Genomic DNA, 24,850 nt, shown 5'->3' with positions numbered 1-24,850 from the left:
CAGTTTTCTACGCTACTATAACTAATTGAATTGTGTCTTTTCTTAGAAGCTAAGCACACTATAACTAGCTCCAATTATAATGAATACGATAAAGAGCAGAATGAGTAATAAAAGCCCACTACTACCGCTCTTACCATCTTCACCATCGCCGCTACCACCTTTACCGCCAGATCCCATATGAAAATCCTCCTTATCGTTATACATTGTTTTTACTTTATATTTTTCTAGGTTCATCAAGAAGTTCCTTTTAAAACTCTAATTAACTTGCAAATCATTCCTTTTCATTTTACAATTTACTTACCGACCGGTAAGTAAAAATAAAAGAGGTATAGTATGACAAAAAATTTACAAACATCGCAGCACATTGTAGATGCATCATTTAAACTAATGGCAGAGCACGGCATTGAGAAGATGAGTCTTTCAATGATTGCGAAAGAAGTAGGCATATCAAAGCCAGCTATTTATTATCATTTTCCGTCTAAAGAAGCGTTAGTTGATTTTTTATTTGAAAAAATTTTTTCTGGGTATCATTTCGCAAATTACTTCGTTATAGAACAATATACGAAAGAAAACTTTGCAGAAAAGTTAATTGCGGATGGTTTACATATGTTGTCGGAGTATAGAGGTCAAGAAGGTATATTACGCGTTATAAATGAATTCATCGTAACTGCGACGCGAAATGAAAAGTACCAGAAACGCTTATTTGAAATACAAGAAGATTTCTTAAATGGATTTCACGATTTATTGAAGCAAGGTGTGGAACTTGGTGTTGTGTCACAACATGCAACTGAAGAAAATGCGCATACGTTAGCGCTCGTTATTGATAATATGAGTAATTACATATTAATAGGATTTCAGTTAAAGTATAAAGAAATTTGGATTCAAAATGTGAAAAATGTAATGATAATGAAGGAGGAATAAATAATAAATTTTCAATTTTATGTAAAGTTATGTAAAATATAGATTGAGACAATTCATATATTAGATTAATAGATTTGGAGTGGTTACATGGATCCATTGAAAAATGAAATTCATCCTGACATGGTCAAGGTGTGGAAAATTCGTGCTGTAATTGAAGAAGGGATAGGTATTCTCGTCATCTTAGTATACCTTTTCCTCATGATAAAGTTTGATTGGTGGGCGTGGATTTTGTATGTGATGGTTGGGTTAACAGTTGCGCTAGCACCATTTTCGTACTTCGTATTCCCGAAACTGCGTCAACGTTATTACAGCTACCAACTAAATGAAGAAGAGCTTGAAATTCAGCACGGTCTTTTCGTTGTAAAGCGCGTATTAGTACCGATGATTCGTGTACAGCACGTTACAATTGAACAAGGGCCAATTATGAGAAAACATGGATTAGCAGAATTACATATTTCAACGGCAGCAACTTCTCATAGCATTCCCGGCTTAACGATGTATGAAGCAGAAATGCTGAAAACGAGAATCGCAGAATTAGCGAAAGTGAGTGATGAGGATGTATAAGAGGCAGCATCCAATCACGATGTTATTAGAATTAAAAATAACAGACTTTATACCATTAATTATTTTCATGTTTAGTTTAAACGGAAAGTTCCCATTTTGGTATTTAATTCCCGCTGGATTCGGTTTACTCACCGTTTTTTCAGCGTTTGAAAAATGGTATTACACAACATACTGGGTTGAAAATAACGTATTACATGTGAAACAAGGGCTCTTTGTGAAGAAGGAGAGCTACTTAAATAAAGAACGTGTCCAAACGATTAATACGAGTTCAGGCATGCTGTATCAAGTGTTAGGACTAAAGAAAATTAAAATTGAAACAGCTGGCGGAGGCGATGATGCAGAAGTTAGCTTAGCTGGTATTACAGTAGAAGAGGCGACTGAGCTTATTGCAATGCTAAATGAGCCAACGCCAGAAGTGAAAGCAGAAGAAACATCAGAAGAAGTAGTAGAAACAGAAATTATTACAGAGGAAGAACAAGCGACAGAGTACAAGTTAACGTGGAAAGAAATTTTATTAGCGTCTATTACATCTGGTCAATTTGGATTATTATTCTCTTTAATATTTGTCGTTTATAACCAAGTGGATGAGTACATTCCGAAATGGATAAAAAATAGCGTAGAGTCGTATGTAATGGATCATGATATATACGGCTGGATTTACATGGTAGCCATTTTGCTCGTCGTTTCTTGGATTATATCCACAATTGGTTACGCGTTAAAACATGGTAATTTCACAGTGAATCGAAAAAATGATGAAGTTCGTATTTCGCAAGGGTTACTTGAAAGGAAAGAACTTGTACTAAAATTGCACCGTATTCAAGGGATTACGATAAAAGAAAGTATTTTACGTCAACCATTCGGTTATTGTGCTGTGCAAGTAGAAGTCATTCAAAGTGAAGGAAAAGAAGAAAAAGTTACGCTACATCCAATTATTCGAAAAGATCGCGTGCAACAGTTACTCGCACATTTACAATTACCATACGAACTGAATACAAATATTATTTCATTACCAAAAGCAGCATTACGGCGCTATCTCATTGATAGTTTCATCTTCTTCGCAATGCTAGCAATCCCGCTGACGGGAATAAGCATATACTTTGAAAAGTATTACATCATGTGGGCGTTATTACCGCTCGCTATCCTTATCTTTACACTTGGATACGCAACATTTAAAACAAATGGTTATGGTGTAACCGGAGAGCAAATTACAATGGTACATCGTAGTATTGGGAAACATACAGGACTTGTAAGAAGAAGACACGTCCAATCAATTGAAAAAACACAATCATATTTCCAGCGCCGGGCAGATTTATGTACGTATACGTTTTCTAGTGCATCATCGAACTATAAACTAGAGCATACGAGAGTAGAAGATGCGGAGAGAATGCAGGATTGGTATAAGAAGAGAATAAGTGAGAATTAATTTGGAATGGCTTGCCTAGTATGAAAGGCAGGCCTTTTTGTTATAGAAAAATGAGTAGTTTGCAATTGGACTAGGTTTTCTTTAGTGTAATTTATATATGGGTGCAAATACAGATCACATTTCTCAATACGTATCAGAAAAAAGGTTGTATCCTTCTATTTCAGGGAAATTCGTGAAATTTTTGATATAAATGGTATACTAATATAGAAATAATAGTAGGAGGTTATATATGATAAGTCAGTTGAAAAGAGAAGCACTTGATGCATTAAAAGGAAAATGGGGATTAGCGGTAGGTGCAACCTTATTACTTGGAATCCTTATTGGAGCTGTTGAACTTCTAATCACAGGTGTTTTCTCGATGTTTTGGGGTTGGAAAGAAGCAAGTGATTCGCTTACAGTAAGTATTATTGCAATGCTTGTTATCGGTCCGTTAACAATAGGCGCCTATTATCTTGTTTTAAATGCAATCCGTGGGACTAGTGTTCGCATCGGTCATATATTTAGATGGTTTAGCGATGGAAGTAAGCTTATGAAGTCGTTTTTAACATATTTATTAATGTATGTATACTTGATTCTATGGACATTACTTCTTATTATTCCGGGTATTATTAAATCATTTTCTTATTCTATGACGTATTTTATTTTGAATGATCATCCAGAATACACAGCGAATCAAGCAATTACCGAAAGTCGCCGTATGATGAATGGACATAAAATGGATTACTTTTTACTATGCTTAAGTTTCCTTGGCTGGTTCCTTTTAAGTATTCTTACCTTAGGAATCGGTTTCTTATGGTTAGCACCTTATTTCTACGCGACATCGGCAGCATTTTATGAAGAGATTTCAAAAGAATATTATAAAAAAGAAGGTACTACCTTCTAATAAACACCTAAACCACCTATCCCCTAAAGAATATAGGGAACAGGTGGTTTAGGTGTTTTGATATGTGTTCTGTTTTCGGGTTCACTTCAGGACAAGGTATAGGTTTTTATATAGAAATTCTTCCCTCTATGTTTTATCATAGAGGGTTATTTTTTTATGTAAAAATGATAGAAAATAATGAATAATATATGTAAAGGAAAAAGTGAGGTGAATGAGAGTGAGCAAATTTTTAATTCCGTATTCATTTTCTATATTAAGTTTCTTTATTTCAGTAACGGTACTTGATTTATATGATAGGATGGGGAAAAATAATGAGATGACTTCGCCGAACATACTTGGAAAGGTAATTCAATCTACTGCGCAAATGGGAGTCCTTACATTGTATTTCGGAGTACCTATTATTTTAGGTGGATGTCTTCTTGGAGAGTTATTATTTAGAGGTATCATTTTACGATTTAAATTAAGCTATATTATATCTTTATTATTATATCTACTTTTAGCTTTTAGTATTGTTTTTATCTTTTTGTCTGTAATGGTAGGAGTTCCAGCTGCATATGAAGAAGTTCGTACTCTTCAAATGATGTATTTCATAGGGATAACTATGATTTGCGCTGTTACCTTCTTTGTGAACCGGAATATATGGGAGAAAAAACAAGTTAATAATGGAGTGACAAAATGAAAAAATACACGTGTCCATGCTGCGGATATAAAACATTAGAAGAAGAACCACCAGGCACATATGAAATTTGTAACATATGTTATTGGGAAGATGATCCTGTTCAGTTTAACGATCATGACTATGAAGGCGGAGCAAATAAGGCCTCGTTAAGGCAAGCGCAGAAAAATTTCATTGCGTTTGATGCTTGTGAGGAATGTTGTGTGGGATTAGTTAGAAAACCGACTAGCGAAGATGTGAAGGATGCTAGTTGGAGACAAATTTGTTAAGTCGTTTATAGGTAGAAAATGTTATTACTTATAGAAAGAGAAGTAATAACATTTTTTATTTAGTGATTAAAGAATTGGCACCGTTTTACAAAATAAAAAACTAAAGATGATAAAGTAATAGGAAGGCCAGTTTTAAAAAAGGCTTCTAAACTATCTATTGGAATATTTAGGGTAAAAGGTTATAATTAACATTTATCAGTTTATGATTACGATAGATTTTGTGAAATGAATCACAAAAGGTCGAGGTACTACGATTTAGTTTAATCAGAAAGAGGAGAACGTATATAAATATGAAGATTATAAAAATCGCAACAATAAGTATGATTGCAGTAGGGTCTCTTGCTATTTCTTCAAGTTCATTAGCTGAAATTGAACATGCAGCTAATAATAAAATCGATTCTACACAATACACAGTAGAAGAGGAACATGTTCTTTCGCAACAAAAAGAAAGTGAAATAAAAGCTCAGGAAGATCAAGTGAAAAAAGAAATTGAAGCGCAACAAGATCAGGTAAATAAAGAGAGCGATTCAAAAGTGAAAGTAGAGGAAAAGGCAGAAACAGTAGCTGAAATGCAACAAAATCAGCTAAAGAATGAAGTGGAAACGGAAGCTACGAAAGAACAAACAAAACAAGAGAACGTGATACAGCAAGAGCAACCATCAAAAGTACAAGCAGCTCCAAATAGTTTTCCTGATGTTCCTGGTTGGGTAAAGCCATCAGTAGACTATCTTATAAATAAAAATGTATTGTCAGGTATGCCTGATGGTACGTTTTCACCAAATTTAGAGATAGATAGAGGGGCAGCCGCAACAATTATGGCTAAAATATTGGATCTTCCTATCGATCAATCGGCAAAGCCTTCTTTTGATGACTCAAAAAAGCATTGGGCAGCTCCGTATATTGCGGCTATAGAAAAAGCGGGTGTTATTAAAGGAGATGGGAACGGGAAGTTTAATCCTACTGGAAAGCTAACCAGGGGCGCAATGGCTTCTATGTTAGTAAATGCATACAAATTACAAGAGAAAGTGACAGGGAATCCTCCAACAGTATTTAACGACTTAAAAGAGCATTGGAGCGAGAAACATGTAAACATCCTAGTTGAATTAAGTATTTCAAGTGGATACGGTGATGATAATTGGAAGCCTGATCAAACGATTACTCGTGCTGAAACTGTAAGTTTAGTTGCTCGAACAGATACTTCAAAAGATAAAGAGTTCAAACGTAAACAAATTCAGATGTCCAAATCTTTCTTTGCTTATCACGATGCATCATTATCTTCAGGAATCGCTTTTGAAGGTGCCCCGCAAACTGTAACAGTGTATGAAGAAAGAGGAGATGGCTGGGTTAAAATCCATACATATCAAGGGTTCAAATGGATCTTATTAAACGAGAAAAGAATTCATATTAATAGAGAATTTTTCACATATGATTATCCAGCGGACTCGGCGAATGTACTTGTAAAATATACAGCGCAAACGGTGACAGTAGTTGAAGAGAGAGGTACGTGGTTGCGTATAAGAACTGGTTCAGGTCTACAATGGATGAATATGAATGAATCTAGAACAGTTATTGATAACTTAAAAACGATCCAAAATAATCAACAGGTCATCTTAGTTACAACAAAAGGATATAATACAAATCAAGCTCAAGTTCGTACATTTGAAAATTCAAATGGGAAATGGAGAGAGCAAAAGAATATAAGTGGATATATTGGGAAAAAAGGTTTTGCAGTTGAGATGAGTGAAAGTGGTATGAGTTCGCCAAGAGGAAAATACACAATTGGTGCAGCTTTCGGTAGACAAGGGAATCCTGGTACGGAACTTCCCTTTATTAATTTAACGCAAAATCATGTTTGGGTAGATGATTCTACATCTCCATACTATAATACTTTACAGGAAAAGCCTGTAAGAGGTAGATGGAAATCAGCTGAAAATATGTATATTCCAGCATATGATTATGGATTCGTAATTAATTATAATACTGAATCACGTACAACATACAAAGGAAGCGCAATCTTCTTCCATGTTTCTACTTCATGGACAGAAGGGTGTACAGGTGTAGATAAACAAAATGTTATTGATATGTTGAGATGGATCGATCCAGGGAAAAATCCTGTTATTATTCAAACTCCTGAACATGAACTGACAAACTATTAATTTGATAATCTTAAAAAATCTTTAGGTGTAAAATTTATACGGCATTATTTTAAGTCTACTTTAATTAGTAGGCTTTTTTTATTAGTGTACGAAATTCTCGTTTCAGAGTACTGTTTACTTTTTGACTTGATGATAATGAGGCGAGATCCATTGCATACTCTTATGAAGAATCCTTATTTACACTAAGGATTGGAATCGTATGGACGCCTTAAAATATAGATGGGGGAAAATAATGTAAAAAAACTATTGTATGTTTTAAAACCTTATGTTACATTTATATTACAAGAGAGTTACAAAACGTAACTTATGTTACAGTTTGTTTTCTTTTGTTTTTCGGTATGTTACGAATTGTAGTTCGTAGCCAATCAACCGAGAATATGTAAAATTAAAAAAATAGCAAACTAAAAATAGTTTTTCTATGTGTATAAGAGTGTGTGTAGTAAAGAGCCTGAGTGAGAGCTTTATGCACATTATTAAAATTCCTTTCTGTCTTAAAAGAAGAAGACTACCAACTATTTAGGAATTTTAAGTAATGATAGTGAATGAAATGTACTTCTTTTCCAACACAAAATGTAGTACATAGTTTACTTTCAGTCTAATTACTACACAGACTTTTATACATATGACGTTATTGTTTTAGGCATATATAGGGGGAGAGAAAATGAGAAAGTTATTAACAGTAATTGGACTTACGTTTTTAATGCTAGCGGGATGTAGTAATGGGGATTTTGAAAAAGCGATGGATGAGGGGAAGACGGCGTTAACGAATAAAGAATATAAAAATGCTTTATCATCATTTGAAAGAGCACTAGATGAGAAAAAAGATGATTCAGATGCAAAAGTGTTTGTAGAGCAAACGAAAGCAATGATTGAAGCAGTGAAGCTAAAAGAAGAAGCAAAATTAGAAGAATCGATCAAGTCACTTGAAAAAGTAGAGAGCGTGAAGAATGGAAGTAATGCGCTTATAAAACAAGCAAAGGAAGAACGAACAGCATTAGTAGCGATCTTAGAACAAAAAAAGAAGTATGAAGAGCAGCTGGTGAAAAGTGAAGAGTTAATAAGTAAGAAAAATTATGCAGAAGCGAAAGAGATGTTAAATAAGGTAGTTTCAGAAACAAAAGATAACAAGAACCTTGAAGAATATAATAAAAAAGCTTTAGGATTAATCACTAAAATTGGTGAAGAAGAAAAAAATGCAAAGAATGTAACGGCAGCAGCGAAGGCACAAAAAAATGATGCAGTAACGAGTCAAAAGGTAGCGACAGAGAAGAACCAAAAGGTAGAGGCAGAAAAGAATCAGAAGGTAGCGACAGAAAAGAACCAAAAAGCAGAGACAGAAAAGAATCAAAAGGTAGAGACAGAAAAGAACCAAAAAGTAGAGACAGAGAAGAATCAAAAGGTAGAGACGGAAAAGAATCAAAAGGTAGAGACAGAGAAGAAGCAAGATGAATTTACTTTTGAGAAAGCTAAAGGATATATTAAAAAAGAATATAATGAAGAATATCAATACACTTTAGAGGATACACAAGTCGAAAATGGAAAGAAATATTATAAAATTAGAGTGCGTACGACATATAAAATAGAAGGCGCAGCTGGATCAGGATTTACTGGAGTATTCAAGGTATTTGAAGATGGTACAGTTATTGAAATGCACTAAATCGATGAAGAGGATACGATGAATCTTTATATTTCTAGTAAAGATTCATGTATATTTTAGAAGTGAAAACGGCCATTTAAGTATGTACGGTGAACCGTATCATAAATAACGGTAAACTTTTGTGAAAAATATTTTGGTAGTTATAATGATTTATGAAAACAGTAGATAATAAAAGAAGCTTAATGATTAATCTGTACCCTTTGTAAGGGGCATTTTGAAAAAAGTTATGCAACAACATGAAGATGATTTCTGTATTCAACAGAGGTCATCTTCTTTAATTCTTATAGAACTAACCATGCAGGTTAGCTCTATAAAAAAATTTCAATTTATTACAAAGTGTAGAAAAGCATAATTTTTCAAAGGCAAAGCAAGAATGGGTATATTATGGAATGGTAGACAATAAGTTTTGTGGAGCAAACTGTCATCTATGTTGCCATGAAAGAATCCGTTATGAGTTTACAATTATCAATCGACTAAACAAGCAAGCAATGGTAGTAGGTTCTGAATGTATCAAGAAGTTTACAGAAGGATTTACAGAAACTTTCTATGATACAAAAGGAAACGTAGTTACAGAGAAACGTCTAACAGAAGATAAGAATGATTATTTAAAACGATTCTTAAGCCGTGAATTAGATGAGAAAATTGTACCAAAGAATAATAACTTCTATAATAGTATTGTAAAACAAATAAAGGAAGATGGTAAACTATCTCCTTTACAGATTAGTTATTTAAAAAGTTTCTACAATACATTAAATGAAACAGGTCAGCAAGCCTTTAAAATGGTAGTCAAAGTAAACTTGAAAACAAATAAACAAAAACAGCAAATGAAAGAGTTTAAATGGCATGAACTACAATTTGTAGGGCAGTTTATGAGTTCACAACAAAGAGAACGCTATAATATCATATTAAAATAAGAGAGGGGTAGAACATGCCATTCCATATAGGTAGTGCAAGAGCAGGTTTCACTAAGGTAAGTGGTACAGGAGAAGACTTAGGGGTAGGTGCATTCTATAAGTATTTAGGATACAGAGAAAACGGTAAAGATGTAATGGAACGACACGAAGCTTATGTTGAGGATATTCATGTAGAAACTGTAACGAAATACGGTAAAGTATACTGGAATACGATTGATAGTGAACTAGAATATGCAAAAAAAAAAAGATTAGTGAACTAGGATATACAGAAAAGGAAACTCTTAGAGATGTATTACTTAGGGCAGATAGATGTTTGAGAGACTATGGTTACGCTATAAAATAGTAGATTTTAGGAGAAATAAATCTATTTAAAAGGGGTATCAAGGATGGGGAAATTCAAGAAAGACCAAAAAGTAGTTGCACTTACATTTGAGGGGTTAACGCCATGTACCATTGTAAGAGTTGGTTGGATTTTTATTACGGTACAGGTAGAGGAAACAAAACATCTGTATTCGATTACAAAAGGTAAGATAGTTCCTTTAGAAGAAGACAAACACTACTTATTAGAAGAGTGTATAAATGAAGAAGGTAACTTTGAAATAGGCGATGTGTTTGGTATTATTGATTCATCAAACTTAGAAAGTGTAAAGAAAGAATTTGCTAACAACGGTGAATTCGAGAAGAAAGATGGGCAATATTATACAAGACTTAAAACAGGTAGTGAGTTACTGAAACAATACTTCAACTAATATCTCACAAAGGGGTATCCAATATGATTGAGATGAAACAGGTAAAAGTAGGGAGAGACCAAAAGGAGTCTCTTTTTGTTTTAAATGGTGAAGGTGAAATTATATTAAGTACAGAGAAAAAGTCCATCTTAAACAGGTGGTGTAATCTATTAGGTATAGAGATACCGACTAATGTAAAAATAACAGAAGTAGACAATGTACATATAACTACATATCAAGTAGAGAAGACTGTCATGTGTAAGGAATTTATAGATAAGAAAGAAGTACCTTTAGGGGTATCTCCTTGTCTAACCTTTGTACCTATGAAAGACTGTGATGAATACATGGAAGTAATTGCTTACGTACATATTGACGAGAAAGTCACAACAATCTATATACCGCATGAAACTTCAAATGCATTTGTAGAGTTGTATACAGGAGAAGTAGACACTAGTGTAAAGTTACCATTTTTAAATTATAATTTCTAATTTCTAATAGGAGCGTGTGAAATTATGGCAAATAATATTGAAGCATATTGTGAAAATTGTGGAGACGAAACGCTACATTTTGCTGATGTAGATGGTTGGTATTGTGATGAATATGACTCAGAAAATAGAAGCATTTCTGCTAATCCATATGGTGGGCAAGATTACTAAATTAATGATGGCAAAAAGACCAGAACGTCTATTATTAGATGTTCTGGTCTTTTAATTGTTACTAAAAGCAACATGAGCATAGATATCCATCATTGTCTTCACATTGAGTGGCCTAAACGATTTTGTACTTCTTTTATCTTCGCTTCAAGCTTCAAATAATATGTTGATTTTCGGGTCCCTAGTAAAGTGAAAAATGATAGAATGAGAAAAATATTCATTAGCTTATTCCAGAATAGGGTGCGATTGTGGAACAACACAGGTAGAAAGTGAAGTAGTACGATGTAACGGAGATATGACATAGAAAAATTATTCTACAAAATGTAAGGTTATTTTTCTGGATCTACTATTAATCTGTAACTTTAGATAGTTATAAATCGCAAGTGTACTAGGCAGTGGGATTTTAACAGCAACAAAACAGAGATAATGAAAGTAAAAAGGTATCCTTCTTATTGGAGGATACCTTTTTAGCATAAAAAAAAGCATCTAGCAAAAGTACTAGATGCAAACAAAAACACAAGGGAAGATAAATGTCTTCCCTTTTCCCGTAAGTAATTATATCAAAAAAATTATAAAAAACTAGCTTTATTTTTTATATAATTGATGTGTGAGGCTATGATATTGTAGGATTACACTATTTTTATAGTGTTTTTTATTAAAAGGAGTGAATTATAGTGCTCAAAGTAAAGTTTTATGATTGGAAAAAACAACGTCCTAAAAAACATTATTTGCGTGTGCATGAAATTAGGATTTTCGAGTTAATTTTTTCAAAGGCAATTAGCGATTTTGAGATGGGATTAGGAGAGATTGAGCAAGTTACTGTTTACTGTTTAGCTAATGAAAACACTGATATTTCATATAACGTGAATAGATCTTTAGGGGAAATTCGTGTAGATGTTCCTTATGATTTTATGGGATTTTTAACACTTGATTCAGTTGAAGAGAAATACAACGAGTTTTGTAAACTAGTACGTCAATATGTTATCCCCGGACTTGAAGTAAACTCTACTCTCTCACCATCTATTGTTAGAGAGTATGTCGAAAAGTCTTTAGGAGAAATTGTGAAACAAAACTATGAAGGGATATTTTTAGTAGGGAAGACACCTAAAAAAAGCCCAAGCCGTAAGAAGATAGCGATATTAAAAGGGATTCATCGCGTCAAAGGTTTCCAGCTACGATGCGAGGTGTATGATGAAAAGGGTTTAAAGATTCGCGATCAGTTATTGGTGGAAGAGGTAGGTAACGAAATGGTGTATTCAAGATTTTTAGGCACATTAAAATGGGAAAATGAAAATTTAATTGTGGTCAAATCAAAATCCAGTAGTTGGAAAGAAGAAATTTATATTTAATAATAAAGTTATTATAGAAGAAATGATTTGTAGAAAGAAGAGAGGCTATTGGTTCTTCTTTATTTATGTGTATTCAATTAATGAAGGGAATTTTAAAGAAATGCTCGATATGATGTGATAACTATAATTTTACAAAATTGTATATAAAGCCTTATTTTCTGCTAATATATAATTAATAAATTCATATAATTGGAGTGATGAGATGCAGCCGTTAGAAAAGGAGATTCATTCTAATATGCTAAAAGTGTGGAGGATTCATGCTTTAATTGGGGCAGCGGTTATACTAGCAGTCGTAATTGCGTATTTCTTTTTTATGATTAACTTTAACTGGTGGGGCTGGTTGTTTGGATTGTTAGTAACAGGTGCTATTACATTTATCCCGCTTGATTATTTTGTGTTTCCAAATTTACGTCAGCGCTATTATAGTTACAGATTAAATGAAGAAGAGATTGAAATTCAAAAGGGAATGTTCGTTGTAAAGCGCGTGCTTATTCCGATGATCCGCGTGCAGCACGTTACAATTGAACAAGGGCCGATTATGAGAAAGTATAATTTAGCAGAATTACATATTTCAACAGCGGCAACTTCTCATAGTATTCCAGGTTTAACGAAAGAAGAAGCAGAGCAGTTGAAAAGACAAATTGGAGAGCTTGCGAAAGTGAGTGATGAGGGTGTATAAGAGGCAACATCCGATCACGATTTTGTTAGGTATTCGAATTGCGAGTTTGTTACCACTTATTATTCTTGTTATGTTTAAACCTGAAGAACAAGTGAAGCCTTGGTATTTATTTTATCTTTTCCTTCTGTTTGTTTTATTCATTATGGCTATTTTCTCAGCTGTAAAATGGTATTTTAAAGTGTACTGGGTTGAAAATAATATTTTACATATAAAACATGGTGTGTTCGTGAAGAAAGAAAGCTATTTAAATAAAGACCGTGTGCAAAATATTAGTACGTCTTCTAACGTTATTTATCAATTACTTGGACTTACGAAGCTAAATATTGAAGTAGCTGGCGGCGGTACTGAGCCAGAAGTGATGTTAGCGGGTATTAAAGAAGAAGAAGCGAAGGAACTAATTGCCTTATTACATAAAGAAAGAAGCGTTGTGAGTGAAGAGACGCCTGCGGAAGAAGAAAGTAAGACGATTTATCAGTTAACAGCGAAAGAAATTTTATTCGCATCTATTACATCTGGTAGATTCGGGTTAGTATTTTCTGGACTTCTTCTTATTTACTCAGAGTTTAATCAATTTCTACCAAAATGGCTCATAAATAAAGTGGAAGCGTATGTGATGGATAACGGTGTATATGAATTAATCGTTATGGCCGCGATTTTAATGGTAATTTCGTGGGTCATTTCTACAGCTGGCTATGCGTTAAAATATGCGAACTTTAAAATTGAGCGAAACAGAAATGAAATTCGTATCGTTCAAGGGCTATTTGATAAGAAAGAGTTTGTTTTAAAATTACACCGCATTCAAGCGATTACTGTGAAAGAAGGAATTCTTCGGCAGCCTTTCGGTTATTGTTCTGTCGAAGTGGAAGTCATTCAAAGTATAGAATCCGCCGGGGATGAAGTGATGTTACATCCTTTTATGAAGAAGAAAGATGTGCAGCAGTTACTCGCATATTTACAGTTGCCGTATGAAATAGAAGAAGCAATCGTTCATTTACCGAAGGCTGCATTGCGTCGTTATGTCGTAATGGGCTGGATTACAAGTGCTGTGCTCGCAATGCCGATCGCCGGTGCGAGTATATATTTTAAACAACATACTGCGCTGTTCGTTCTTATACCGTTATTTATTGTATTTACGTTACTTGCATACGCTAGATATAAAAGTGGTGGATATATGATACGAGAAAATCAGTTAGTAATGGTGTACCGAGGCCTTGCGAAATATACAGGGATCATGCGAAGAAGGCATGTTCAAGCAGTAGGATATAATCAGTCGCATTTTCAAAAGAAAGACGAGTTATGTACAGCTGCCGTATCGGTAGCGGGACATGGTTATGAAGTGAAGCATATGCGAAAAGAAGACGCGCTTCGCATATATAATTGGTACAAAGAAAAAGGAAACACCAGTGTGTAATGGTGTTTCCTTTTTTGTGTCGTCATTTGTCGATAAGTCGATATATTCAAAAAATCGCTGATATAATTTGAGTTGCGCCGATATATTTCAAAAATCGCTGATATATTTCGAGTTGCGCCGATATATTCGAAAAATCGCCGATATAATTTCACATACCGAAGGCTCCGAACTACGAAACCTAAACTAACACATCAAAAGTAGTCACGAACGACGGGCGAGAGAAAATGCTTTTTTGCTGTTCTGCATGTGGATGCGCCTGTGCTTGTCCTTCTGCTTGTGCAGGGCGTTTTTTATGAGCGTTTTCGAATGAACGTGATTCTGTCCAGTCTTTAAAGTTTTGCTCTGTTTCCCACATCGTTAAAATGACATATGTATCATTACTTAATGGGCGAAGAACGCGGATTGCTTGGAAACCAGGTTCGTTTTCGATAAGACCAGCGCGGTTTTTAAAACGGTTTTCAAATACAGGGCGACCTTCGTCTGTTACAGAAATGTTGTTACAAACGATGTAGCCAGGTTGTCCTTTAAATTCTCCAACAGCGTCTAATACGTCATATTGAAGTGAGGATTCTACAGATTCTTCAGTATTTTCTTTATAAAACATATCTTTTTCGTTATTTTTTGCAGTGAAATGCGCTTGTTCTAGAGGTGTTTCGTATGAAATAATAGCCTTCATTTTAATGCCCCCTTTATAAGTTTGTCTCTATTATATCAACTCTTGTGAAAAACTTCGAAGATTATATACATAAAGATAGTCCTTTTTCAAATAATAAATGTACCATCATTTGGAAAGAAGGCCGATGTATGAAGAAAGCAAAGTGGACTTTATTAGGCGGGTTAGCAACGTTTGTAGTAGCGATTGTACTTTATAAACTTATTGTGTTAGCTGGTGGCTATATGATGGATGAAAAGCAGCTTGTTTTCCACTCTTCATCACGTATCGTTGACCAGAAAGGAAAAGAAATTACGAAGTTATATGTGGAAAATAGAGAGCTCGTGCCGATCGAAGAAATTCCAAAGTACGTGCAGCAAGCATTTATTGCTGTGGAAGATTCGCGTTTTTATGAGCATCAAGGAATTGATTACCCTTCTATATTTCGGGCGCTTTATAAAGACGCTTTAGCTGGAGAGAAGGTAGAAGGCGGTAGTACAATTACGCAGCAACTAGCTAAAAATGTCTTTTTAACTCGCGAAAAAACATTTACGCGTAAATTGAAAGAGGTCGCAATTTCTCTTCAATTAGAGCAAAAATATACGAAGCAGCAAATTCTTGAAATGTACATGAACCATATTTATTTTGGTCACGGGGCATATGGTATTCAAGCGGCGGCTAAATTGTATTTTAATAAAAATGTAGAAGATTTAACAGTGGAAGAGGGAGCTATGCTTGCAGGGCTTCCGAAAGCGCCAAATGGCTATTCACCGTACTTATCTCCTGAGAAGAGTAAAGAGCGCCGTGATCTTGTTTTGTCACTTATGCATAAACAAGGCTATTTAACAGCGGAAGATAGTGTTCGTTACCAAGGAAAAACAATCGCTCTTTATAAAAATGCAGATGAACGTGAACTCGCATATATGCCGTATATCGATATGGTTATAGATGAAGCAGCGCGTTTATACGGTTTATCGCATCAAGAAGTACTGCGCGGAGGATATACGTTTGTCGTACCAATGGATGAAAAAGTTCAAAAGGTAGCATATAACCAGTTTCAAGATGCGAGAAATTTCCCTGGTAAAGAAAACGGGGCGCAAGGTGCATTTTTATTAATGGATAACCAGACTGGCGGAATTAAAGCCGCGATTGGTGGAAGAGAGTATGTTCCGAGAGGGCTTAATCGTGTTTTTGCAAAAAGGCAGCCGGGTTCTGTTTTAAAGCCACTTATCGTATATGGACCAGCACTTGAGACGAAGAAATATAATCCATATTCTTTATTAACGAATGAAAAAAGTTCGTTTGAAGGCTATGAACCTCGAAATTATAATCATGAGTATACGAAAGAGATGACGATGTACGATGCGGTATTAGAATCAGCAAATGTGCCAGCTGTATCTTTATTAAATGAATTAGGGGTAGATGAGGGAAAGCAATATTTAGAGAAAGGGAATGTTCATATTTCGGACTCAGGTTTAAGCACAGCACTTGGCGGGCTAAAAAACGGCGTTTCTCCATTTGATCTTGTTAAAATGTACCGCTCTTTTTTAGCAAACGGGAATATTATCGAACCGCACGTTATTGATAAAGTGTTAAATAGACACGGGGCAGTCATTGGAGAATCATCAAAAGCTGAAACGAAAGTCTTTTCAAAGCAAACGGCATGGTATATGACAAAGATGCTTGAAGGAGTTGTGAAAGAAGGTACGGCGAAAGCTGGCGTATATAATGGAGCTTTAGCTGGAAAAACAGGCACAACTTCACTGCCGAATGATGATCATGGTGCGCGCGATATGTGGTTTGTTGGATATACACCGAATTTAGTAGGTGCAGTTTGGATTGGCTATGACCGCACCGATAAAGAGCATCAATTACAAGATGGAAATGCATCGGCAACGATGTTATTTAAAAAAATTTTAACGAAAGCAAATATACAAGATAAAGCGAGTTTTCATAGGCCAAAAGGTGTTGAAACAATTGGACTGCCAATTCGTTTAGATAAGATTCAAAACGTGGAAGCAAAACTAGCATTTAGTCCTTTCGGTTTATTTGCGATGAAACTAAGCTGGACGCCGCTTCCTGATGAGAGAATTATGTACCGGATTTATAAAGTTGAAAAAGGAATTCATACTCACGTTGGGACGGTAAAAGGAACAGGAAAATATGAGGAAAAGTTTATTAATATATTCTCAAAATCAAGTTTTTACGTTGTGCCATATAACACACAAACGAACCGTGAAGGAGAAAAGTCAAAAGTAGCTAAACCGTAGTTTTTCTCTGTGCTATAATAAGAATGTTGTGAAAATAGTAAACGGTTTTACGAACGTTTGTGTCAATTTAATGAACAACGTACATAATGTTATGCATTTTGTTTTTACAAGCTGTATAGTAAAAAAAGATAAATATCGGAATAGAGCATATTTAAAGAAAAAGCATTGGTAAGGAAGGGAGCTAGGGTCTTGGTAAGAACTATAAATGAGACATTTTTAAAAGCATGTAGGGGGGAACGCACGGAGTATGTACCAGCATGGTATATGCGTCAAGCAGGTCGTTCACAGCCGGAATATAGAAAGATAAAAGAGAACTATTCTTTATTTGAAATTACACATAATCCAGAGTTGTGCGCTTACGTTACAAAGTTGCCAGTTGATCAATATAATGTAGACGCAGCAATTCTTTATAAAGATATTATGTCACCACTACCTGCAATTGGTGTTGATGTTGAAATTAAATCTGGTATTGGTCCAGTTATCGATAATCCAATCCGTTCTTTACAAGACGTAGAAAAATTAGGGGAAATCAATCCAGAAGATGATGTACCTTACATATTAGATACAATTCGTTTATTAACGACAGAAATGTTAGATGTACCGTTAATCGGTTTTTCAGGAGCTCCATTTACGTTAGCGAGCTATATGATTGAAGGCGGTCCTTCTCGTAACTATCATAATACGAAAGCGTTTATGTATGCAGAGCCGAAAGCTTGGTTCGCTTTAATGGATAAGCTTGCAGATATGGTTATTACATATTTAAAAGCGCAAATTAATGCAGGAGTAAAAGCGGTTCAAATTTTCGATTCTTGGGTTGGAACAGTAAATGTAGCGGATTACCGCATATTTATTAAACCAGCAATGGAACGTATTTTTGCAGAAGTTCGCACGATGGGTGTTCCAATGATTATGCACGGCGTTGGGGCAGGACACTTAGTGAATGAATGGCATGACTTACCTCTTGATGTAGTCGGTTTAGATTGGCGCTTATCAATTGAAGAAGCACGCACGCGTGGTGTTCATAAGGCGGTACAAGGAAATATGGACCCTTCATTCTTATTAGCACCTTGGCCTGTTATTGAAGAACATGTAAAAGGTATTTTAGATCAAGGGATGAAGCAGCCAGGTTACATCTTTAACTTAGGTCACGGCGTATTCCCAGAAGTAAATCCAGATACATTAAAACGCTTAACTACATTTATTCATGAGTACTCTAAAGAACAGTTAGCGAAGTAAAGGAGATTGTCTGTATGAAAAAGAAAATTGGTTTGCTTGTAATGGCATACGGAACGCCATATAAAGAAGAAGATATTGAACGTTACTATACACATATTCGCAGAGGAAGAAAGCCAAGTCCTGAAATGCTAGAAGATTTAACAGAGCGTTACCGTGCAATTGGTGGTATTTCTCCTTTAGCTACTATTACATTAGAGCAAGCTAAAAAGTTAGAGACGCGTTTAAATGAAATGCAAGATGAAGTAGAGTACCACATGTATCTTGGTTTAAAACATATTGAACCGTTCATTGAAGATGCAGTACAAGCTATGCATAAAGATGGAATAGAAGATGCAATTGCACTCGTTCTTGCCCCTCACTATTCTACTTTTAGTGTGAAGTCGTATGTAGGACGAGCGCAAGAAGAAGCAGAAAAACTTGGAAACTTAACAATTCACGGCATTGATAGCTGGTATAAAGAACCGAAATTTATTCAGTATTGGGTCGATGCAGTGAAAGGTATATATAACGGTATGTCAGAAGCAGAACGTGAAAAAGCTGTGTTAATCGTATCTGCACATAGCTTACCAGAAAAAATTATCGCACTCGGCGATCCATATCCAGATCAATTAAATGAAACAGCTGACTATATTGCACGCGGTGCTGAAGTAGCAAATTATGCAGTTGGCTGGCAAAGTGCCGGAAATACACCAGATCCTTGGATTGGTCCAGATGTACAAGATTTAACGAGAGAACTAAATGAAAAGTACGGATACAGTTCATTCGTATATGCACCAGTTGGATTTGTTGCGGAACATTTAGAAGTTTTATATGACAATGACTTTGAGTGTAAAGTTGTAACGGATGAAATTGGCGCGAAATATTATCGTCCAGAAATGCCAAACGCATCGGACGCATTTATCGACTGTTTAGCAGATGTTGTATTAAAGAAAAAAGAATCTGTAATGTAAGTAGAAAGGGGGAGCTTACTTGAGGGAAAAAGTTGTGATCATCGGCGGTGGCATCACAGGATTAACAACAATGTATAACTTACAAAAAGAAATTCGTGAAAAAAACTTGCCGATAGATGCATTGCTTATAGAAGCGTCCGGTAAACTTGGCGGGAAAATTCAAACCGTTCAAAAAGATGGATTTACAATTGAACGTGGCCCTGATTCTTTCTTAGCAAGAAAAGAGAGCGCAGCTAAATTAGTGAAAGAATTAGGACTTGATGCTGAACTTGTAAATAATGCGACCGGTCAATCGTTCGTTCTCGTAAACAATCGGTTACATAAAATGCCGAGCGGTTCAATGATGGGAATTCCAACGCAAATTACGCCGTTTCTATTTTCCGGATTGTTCTCCCCAATTGGTAAACTAAGAGCTGGTTTTGATCTGTTAATGCCTAGATCAAAGCCAGTATCTGACCAATCACTCGGGCAGTTTTTCAGGCATCGCCTTGGAAATGAAGTCGTTGAAAATTTAATTGAGCCATTATTATCTGGTATTTATACAGGGGATATTGATGAAATGAGTTTAATGTCAACATTCCCTCAAATTTATCAAATTGAACAGGAGCATCGTAGTATTTCACTCGGTATGCGTACGCTCGCTCCAAAGCAAGAGAAGGCTGAATTGAAAAAGGGAATCTTTAAAACTGTGAAAAACGGTTTAGAATCTATAGTAGAATCTCTTGAAGTGAAGATTCCTAATGATATGGTAATGAAGGGAACTCGTATTGAAAAAGTTGCAAAACTTGGTGATAGTTATACGATTACTCTTAGTAACGGAAAAGAAATGGAAGCAGACGCGATTGTAGTTACAGCACCGCATAAAATATTGCCGTCTATGTTTGCGCAGTACAAGCAGTTTCGTTTCTTCCGTAACATTCCGTCTACATCAGTTGCAAACGTGGCACTTGCTTTCCCGAAGTCTGCAATTCAGCGTGATATTGATGGTACGGGATTTGTCGTATCAAGAAATAGTGATTACACGATTACAGCGTGTACGTGGACACATAAAAAATGGCCACATACAACGCCAGAAGGAAAGGCACTTCTTCGTTGTTACGTTGGACGACCTGGTGATGAAGCGATTGTTGAACAAACTGACGAAGAAATTGTGCAGCTTGTATTAGAGGACTTACAAAAGACAATGGATATTACAGAGGATCCAGAGTTTACAATTGTAAGCCGCTGGAAAGAAGCGATGCCTCAATATACAGTTGGCCATAAAGAGCGAATGAAAAAGCTCACAACATTTATGGAGAATGAGTTGCCAGGTGTGTATTTGGCAGGTAGTTCTTACGCTGGTTCTGGTCTTCCGGCTTGTATTGAGCAAGGTGAGAGAGCCGCAAAGCATGTAGTATCTCATTTAGAGAAGGTAGCAGAAACGGAATTAGTAGCGTGGTAAGAAAAGCATCCTAATATTTTTAGGGTGCTTTTCTTTTTAAAGGTAAGATTAATTTTTTGTAAAACTTGTCGAAATATAGTTCTTTATAAAGAACTATTTGCTATGATAGAAATGCCGAGAAAATATGAAATAAAGAGAGGGAGATGGCTGTGAAGAAAGTCGTAAGTATTTTTTTATCATTGATACTATTGATTTCATTTACTGGTACTTTAGCACATGCAGAAGGAAATACTTCTATGTCAGTGCAAGATGCAATTCAAGTATTTAAGCAGCAAGGGAAAACGAAGGGGATAGTGGAAGGATATATCGTTGGGTATACGCAAAGTCCTTCTAAATACACGAAAAATCCGGCTAAGTTTGACGACACAAACGTGGCAATTGCCGATTCGCCAAACGAAACGAATCCAGACAAAATCATGCCTGTTCAGTTGCCAAAAGGCGATGTGAGATTGGCTGTAAACGTGAAAGACCATCCTGAAAATATCGGGAAGAAAGTTAGCTTGACAGGGACGCTTGAATTATATTTTAGTAGCCCAGGTTTAAAATCAGTAACAGCTCATAAGTTTTACGGAGAAGAACAAAACCGTGTTAGCGATGTAGTGGCTTCACCAAATGGCGGGGAAGTTGCGAAAGGAACAGCGGTAACATTAACAACGAATACAGAAGGAGCAACAATCTACTATACGTTAGATGGCTCTAATCCTACAAATAAAAGTGTTCGTTATAACGGACAAATTGTAGTGAATGAAAATAGTGTAGTGAAAGCAATCGCAGAAAAAGAAGGGCTTACTTCTTCAGCGATTTCAACATTTTCATTTATTATCGTAAACAATGAACCAGTTCGTATTCATGATATTCAAGGGAAATCACATATTTCTCCTTACAATGGGAAGAAAGTAAACAATGTGGAAGGCGTTGTAACAGCGCTTGATAAAAACGGTTTTTATATAGAAGATAATCAGCCGGATAATGATCCAGCTACTTCAGAAGGTATGTACGTATACAAAAAAGATGTGAATGTAGCGGTAGGAGACCTTGTCCAAGTTGATGGAGAAGTAGAAGAATATGTTGGGCCTGGATATGCAGAACGCTTTGAAACAGACTTAACGACGACAGAAATTAAAGCGAGTCGCATTGGTGTAATCGCAAAAGATCAGACTTTACCAGAAGCGATTGTATTAGGAGAAAACGGAGTGAAAATCCCAGATCAAATTATTGATAATGATGGATTTGGTCTATTTGATCCGAACGAAGATGCAATTGATTTTTATGAGAGTGTAGAAGGCATGCGCGTTACGATGCCAACACCAAAAATTATCGCTCCTCAGAAAAATGGTAACTTATATGTAACAGTAGAAAATGGTGGGGATAAAGTTATAACGAAGTATGGCACACCGCTATTAGATAAAGAGCAATTAAACCCAGAGCGTCTTTCTGTAAAAGTACCTCGTGATTATGTCGCGAAAGTAGGAGATACGTTCACTGGTAATATAACAGGCGTAGTAGGATATGACTACGGTGCGTTCCGCATTTCGCCAGTAACGGAATTACCATCTGTAGTGGACGGTGGATTTAAACAAGTAGGGGCAAATATTCAACCGCGTCTTGATAAGTTAACAGTTGCTACATATAATATTGAAAACTTCTCAGCGAATAAGAAAGAAACAACAGATGAAAAAGTAAAAGCGTTAGCGTATTCTATTAAATACAATTTAAAAATGCCAGATATTATCGGTGTAGAGGAAATGCAAGATAATAACGGATCGATTAATGACGGTACAACAGATGCTTCATTAAGCGCAAAACGTATCATTGATGCAGTGGTAGAAATTCGTGGTCCGAAGTATGAGTATGTAGAAATCGCTCCAAACAACAATCAAGACGGAGGAGCACCAGGAGCTAACATTCGCGTCGGTTTCTTCTATAACCCATCACGCGTGAAATTAGCAGCAGTACCGAAGTTACTTGATAAAAATGTTGTTCGTATCGGAGACGAAAATTCATTATTTGAAAGTACACGTAAACCGTTAGCGGCAGAATTTACGTTCCAAGGACAAAACGTTGTTGTCGTTGCAAATCACTTAAACTCAAAAATAGGAGATGCAACGCCATTTGGAAAAGTACAGCCGCTCGTATTAAAGAGTGAAGAAAAACGAGTTCAATTAGCACAAGAAGTGAATCATTTCGTACAAGGTATTCAGAAAAAGAATACAAATGCACCAGTTGTTGTATTAGGTGATATGAATGACTTTGAATTCTCCAAACCTTTAGAAGCACTAGAGGGAACGATATTAAAAGATATGTTAAACACAGTGCCGAAAGAGAATCGTTACACGTACATTCATGAAGGTAACGCACAAGTGCTAGATCATATTTTAGTAACAAATAACATTGTACAGCACACAATTGTAGACCCAGTACACTTAAACTCAAACATTATGAAAGAACATGGACGTGTAAGTGACCACGATCCAGTACTTGCTCAAATTGATTTGAAGAAGGCTTCTTAAAGTAGGGGAACGCTTAGGTAACTAAGCGTTCTTTTTTGTTTTTACATCGTCATATAATTATGACGATAGAATTCCTTTTTTTGTAATATGGTGATAAAATTAATTGAATATTTAGTTTTCGGAAGAGGGGCTAAAGATGCAAGCGTTAATAAGTGGGAAATTAATGAATCAAATCGCAATCTTTTTTAGTAGTATTGTCATGATTCAGTTTATAGCCGAGATAACAGGACTTACACAGAATTTAGATATTACGTATAACCTAATAAATACAGCAAGTTCTTATATAACATTTAGTTTGGCAGTCATTTTTACTTTAATAGGAGCAAGAAGAGAATTGAGTAAATATGCAATTATTTCATTATGTTTAGTTGTAGGTACTAAAGCAATTTATTTTGCGGCGGTTGTTATTTTATGGGGGGTGGCTGGTACGCCGTAAATGAATAAAAAACCTAATTTCCAAGATAAAATGTGGAAATTAGGTTTTTTATGCTTGAAACGCTTTTCTACACCGATCTCTTCTTTGCAGTCTTCTTCTATATTTTTTTCTATCGCGCTTTACTCCTTGTATATACATGAATAAGCTAACGAGGAGGAAGAAGGTACATTGTATTGTTAAAATATATGGTGACATGCCATGCAGCGGTTGCCTTGGATCATATAAATGAATAGGTGCCCCGCCTATTGTAGGGAATATCGTATTTAGCAGGATGTAAGGAATGGCGGTAGTTGTAAATGGAAATAGAAGCGCCATATAATCTTTTTGTGACCATGCAGATGCAGCAAGTCCTAAAAGAGCCATTAAACCTGCAAATAAAAAATTAATTCCGATATATACAGTAATGTAAGTGATGGGAGTATCGTAATATAAGTTTGCGAACATCCCGTTATCATTTATAATGCCTGAACCAGCCGTCGGTTCTCCGTCTGGAATGGTTAATTTGCAAAATAATAATGATAAGATGAATGGAAACGTATAAAGGGTCCCTCCGCAAAAAAATGTAACGATATATTTCATTACTGAATAAGGAAATATAGAAATTTCTTTACTGACAAACGGTTTAAAACCATCTGATTTATCCGAGTTGTAACTTGTACTAAAGGGAAGGCTCGCAATAACTGGCATTAATAACAAATAAACATCCATTTCATTGCCACGAAATCCAATCCATTTAATATCCGTTGATATAGGTCCATTCGCAGCATCTCCTAAATAACGAATTACAAAATAATAATGATAAATACAAATAAGAACGAATCCACTAAACATAATAATTAAAGAAACACGATTACAAAAAGCTTGCTTTATATTTAAACGAAGCGCACGCATCATGACTAAAAAAGCCTCCACTATTTTGATAAACTTGTCTATTTTCTATATTACTATTAATTGTAAGGATTTTCTTGTTTTTTTATTTGTTTATTAGAAAAAGAGTGATTTTGTTGTTGTTAGGTAAGGTTTAACTGTAGAAGAAGATTGTCAGAGTGAAAGGAAAAGAGAGGACATATGG

General features: G+C 35.5%; 25 protein-coding genes. 22 read left to right on the top strand and 3 right to left on the bottom strand.

The annotated features are described in order from the left end of the window. Positions 1-42 precede the first annotated feature (42 nt). Entirely contained in the window at positions 43-177 is a 135-nt protein-coding gene (locus tag AB3X48_RS02130) for a sporulation protein YjcZ (protein ID WP_106408173.1), read from the bottom strand. Positions 178-333: 156 nt separating this feature from the next. Between AB3X48_RS02130 and AB3X48_RS02125 the strand changes: the two genes are divergently transcribed. From AB3X48_RS02125 to AB3X48_RS02050, 16 genes are all read left to right on the top strand, one after another. Further along, positions 334-921 carry a TetR/AcrR family transcriptional regulator gene (locus tag AB3X48_RS02125; protein WP_016104093.1) on the top strand — a complete coding sequence of 196 codons (588 nt, stop codon included), beginning with the start codon at positions 334-336 and terminating at the stop codon, positions 919-921. Positions 922-1,008: 87 nt separating this feature from the next. Continuing rightward, positions 1,009-1,485, top strand: coding sequence for a PH domain-containing protein (locus AB3X48_RS02120; RefSeq protein ID WP_000371347.1), 477 nt, complete (start codon positions 1,009-1,011; stop codon positions 1,483-1,485). Then, positions 1,478-2,908: a PH domain-containing protein gene (locus tag AB3X48_RS02115; protein ID WP_088098784.1), complete on the top strand. Its 1,431-nt coding sequence runs from the start codon at positions 1,478-1,480 to the stop codon at positions 2,906-2,908. Before AB3X48_RS02120 ends, AB3X48_RS02115 begins: the two co-directional genes overlap by 8 nt. 229 nt (positions 2,909-3,137) lie before the next feature. Continuing rightward, entirely contained in the window at positions 3,138-3,791 is a 654-nt protein-coding gene (locus tag AB3X48_RS02110; RefSeq protein ID WP_002158990.1) for a DUF975 family protein, read from the top strand. Between the two features lie 217 nt (positions 3,792-4,008). Next, positions 4,009-4,470, top strand: coding sequence for a hypothetical protein (locus AB3X48_RS02105; protein ID WP_016104096.1), 462 nt, complete (start codon positions 4,009-4,011; stop codon positions 4,468-4,470). Further along, a complete protein-coding gene (locus AB3X48_RS02100) occupies positions 4,467-4,736 on the top strand; it encodes a CPCC family cysteine-rich protein (RefSeq protein WP_016104097.1) in 270 nt (89 codons plus the stop codon). Before AB3X48_RS02105 ends, AB3X48_RS02100 begins: the two co-directional genes overlap by 4 nt. A gap of 569 nt (positions 4,737-5,305) precedes the next feature. Next, positions 5,306-6,892: an S-layer homology domain-containing protein gene (locus AB3X48_RS02095; RefSeq protein WP_483298821.1), complete on the top strand. Its 1,587-nt coding sequence runs from the start codon at positions 5,306-5,308 to the stop codon at positions 6,890-6,892. A 661-nt stretch (positions 6,893-7,553) separates the two neighbouring features. Continuing rightward, on the top strand, positions 7,554-8,549 hold the full coding sequence (locus AB3X48_RS02090; RefSeq protein WP_367958676.1) for a hypothetical protein: 996 nt from the start codon (positions 7,554-7,556) through the stop codon (positions 8,547-8,549). Between the two features lie 389 nt (positions 8,550-8,938). Then, positions 8,939-9,463, top strand: a complete 525-nt coding sequence (locus tag AB3X48_RS02085) for a hypothetical protein (RefSeq protein WP_016104100.1) — start codon at positions 8,939-8,941, stop codon at positions 9,461-9,463. 14 nt (positions 9,464-9,477) lie between these two features. Further along, positions 9,478-9,723, top strand: a complete 246-nt coding sequence (locus tag AB3X48_RS02080) for a hypothetical protein (protein ID WP_016104101.1) — start codon at positions 9,478-9,480, stop codon at positions 9,721-9,723. Positions 9,724-9,849: 126 nt separating this feature from the next. Next, positions 9,850-10,212, top strand: a complete 363-nt coding sequence (locus AB3X48_RS02075; protein WP_016104102.1) for a hypothetical protein — start codon at positions 9,850-9,852, stop codon at positions 10,210-10,212. Between the two features lie 23 nt (positions 10,213-10,235). Further along, on the top strand, positions 10,236-10,679 hold the full coding sequence (locus AB3X48_RS02070; RefSeq protein ID WP_016104103.1) for a hypothetical protein: 444 nt from the start codon (positions 10,236-10,238) through the stop codon (positions 10,677-10,679). Between the two features lie 24 nt (positions 10,680-10,703). Beyond that, positions 10,704-10,847, top strand: coding sequence for a hypothetical protein (locus tag AB3X48_RS02065; RefSeq protein ID WP_016104104.1), 144 nt, complete (start codon positions 10,704-10,706; stop codon positions 10,845-10,847). A 671-nt stretch (positions 10,848-11,518) separates the two neighbouring features. Further along, positions 11,519-12,193, top strand: a complete 675-nt coding sequence (locus AB3X48_RS02060) for a hypothetical protein (RefSeq protein WP_133059473.1) — start codon at positions 11,519-11,521, stop codon at positions 12,191-12,193. 202 nt (positions 12,194-12,395) lie between these two features. Further along, positions 12,396-12,872 (top strand): PH domain-containing protein, encoded by a 477-nt coding sequence (locus AB3X48_RS02055; RefSeq protein WP_002158981.1) that lies wholly within the window; start codon positions 12,396-12,398, stop codon positions 12,870-12,872. Next, positions 12,865-14,283, top strand: a complete 1,419-nt coding sequence (locus AB3X48_RS02050) for a PH domain-containing protein (protein ID WP_016104106.1) — start codon at positions 12,865-12,867, stop codon at positions 14,281-14,283. Before AB3X48_RS02055 ends, AB3X48_RS02050 begins: the two co-directional genes overlap by 8 nt. Before the next feature lie 178 nt (positions 14,284-14,461). Here the strand turns inward: AB3X48_RS02050 and hmoB are convergent, their stop codons facing one another. Further along, the gene (gene hmoB, locus AB3X48_RS02045; RefSeq protein ID WP_016104107.1) at positions 14,462-14,959 is read right to left on the bottom strand and encodes a heme-degrading monooxygenase HmoB; all 498 of its coding nucleotides are present in this window, start codon (positions 14,957-14,959) and stop codon (positions 14,462-14,464) included. 128 nt (positions 14,960-15,087) lie between these two features. Between hmoB and AB3X48_RS02040 the strand changes: the two genes are divergently transcribed. From AB3X48_RS02040 to AB3X48_RS02015, 6 genes are all read left to right on the top strand, one after another. Then, positions 15,088-17,205: a transglycosylase domain-containing protein gene (locus AB3X48_RS02040; protein ID WP_016104108.1), complete on the top strand. Its 2,118-nt coding sequence runs from the start codon at positions 15,088-15,090 to the stop codon at positions 17,203-17,205. Between the two features lie 189 nt (positions 17,206-17,394). Beyond that, positions 17,395-18,441: a uroporphyrinogen decarboxylase gene (gene hemE, locus AB3X48_RS02035; RefSeq protein WP_016104109.1), complete on the top strand. Its 1,047-nt coding sequence runs from the start codon at positions 17,395-17,397 to the stop codon at positions 18,439-18,441. A 14-nt stretch (positions 18,442-18,455) separates the two neighbouring features. Then, on the top strand, positions 18,456-19,391 hold the full coding sequence (gene hemH, locus AB3X48_RS02030) for a ferrochelatase (protein WP_002158974.1): 936 nt from the start codon (positions 18,456-18,458) through the stop codon (positions 19,389-19,391). Positions 19,392-19,410: 19 nt separating this feature from the next. Then, positions 19,411-20,832 carry a protoporphyrinogen oxidase gene (hemY, locus tag AB3X48_RS02025; RefSeq protein ID WP_367958669.1) on the top strand — a complete coding sequence of 474 codons (1,422 nt, stop codon included), beginning with the start codon at positions 19,411-19,413 and terminating at the stop codon, positions 20,830-20,832. A gap of 143 nt (positions 20,833-20,975) precedes the next feature. Beyond that, positions 20,976-23,342 (top strand): DUF6359 domain-containing protein, encoded by a 2,367-nt coding sequence (locus tag AB3X48_RS02020; protein WP_246907688.1) that lies wholly within the window; start codon positions 20,976-20,978, stop codon positions 23,340-23,342. A gap of 136 nt (positions 23,343-23,478) precedes the next feature. Then, complete coding sequence (locus tag AB3X48_RS02015; RefSeq protein WP_002158971.1) at positions 23,479-23,778, top strand: hypothetical protein; 300 nt, start codon at positions 23,479-23,481, stop codon at positions 23,776-23,778. 48 nt (positions 23,779-23,826) lie between these two features. Here AB3X48_RS02015 and AB3X48_RS02010 read toward each other — a convergent pair whose 3' ends face one another. Beyond that, positions 23,827-24,672, bottom strand: coding sequence for a hypothetical protein (locus AB3X48_RS02010; protein WP_367958666.1), 846 nt, complete (start codon positions 24,670-24,672; stop codon positions 23,827-23,829). Positions 24,673-24,850: the final 178 nt, after the last annotated feature.

Origin of the sequence: Bacillus sp. S4 (assembly GCF_040838205.1) — a bacterium.
Taxonomy (GTDB): Bacteria; Bacillota; Bacilli; order Bacillales; family Bacillaceae_G; genus Bacillus_A; species Bacillus_A cereus_U.
This window is presented reverse-complemented; position numbering and strand designations above follow the sequence as displayed.